This is a genomic window from Nonomuraea rhodomycinica (assembly GCF_013363995.1).
GTDB lineage: Bacteria > Actinomycetota > Actinomycetes > Streptosporangiales > Streptosporangiaceae > Nonomuraea > Nonomuraea rhodomycinica.
Map to the genome: position 1 here is coordinate 1 of NZ_JABWGO010000065.1, position 294 is coordinate 294.

Below are 294 nucleotides of genomic sequence, written 5' to 3' on the forward strand. Positions count from 1 at the left end.
GAAGCTCCAGGCGACGTCGCCGCTCAGCTCGAACGCCTTGTTCTCGTGGCCCTCGCCGGTGAGCACGGCGACGGCGGCGGCGGCGTAGTCGGCGCGGGCGGCGGAGGCGACCAGGCCGTCGCCGGCGCTGCCGAGGATGGCGCCCTGCTCCAGGAACTGGTCGAGGTTCTGCGTGTAGACCTCGGAGTACCAGCCGTTGCGCAGGAACACGTACGGCTGGCCGGAGTCGAGGATCGCCTGCTCGGTGTACTGGTGGTCGCGGGCCTGGTCGAAGTCGGCCTTGGGGCCGCCGAG

Annotated in this window: 1 protein-coding gene; it reads right to left on the bottom strand. The window is 71.8% G+C overall.

Annotated features, from left to right (window positions below; all coding sequences use genetic code 11):
* On the bottom strand, window positions 1-294 hold a 294-nt coding region (locus HT134_RS44435), incomplete at both ends, for a Rossmann-fold NAD(P)-binding domain-containing protein (RefSeq protein WP_512698728.1).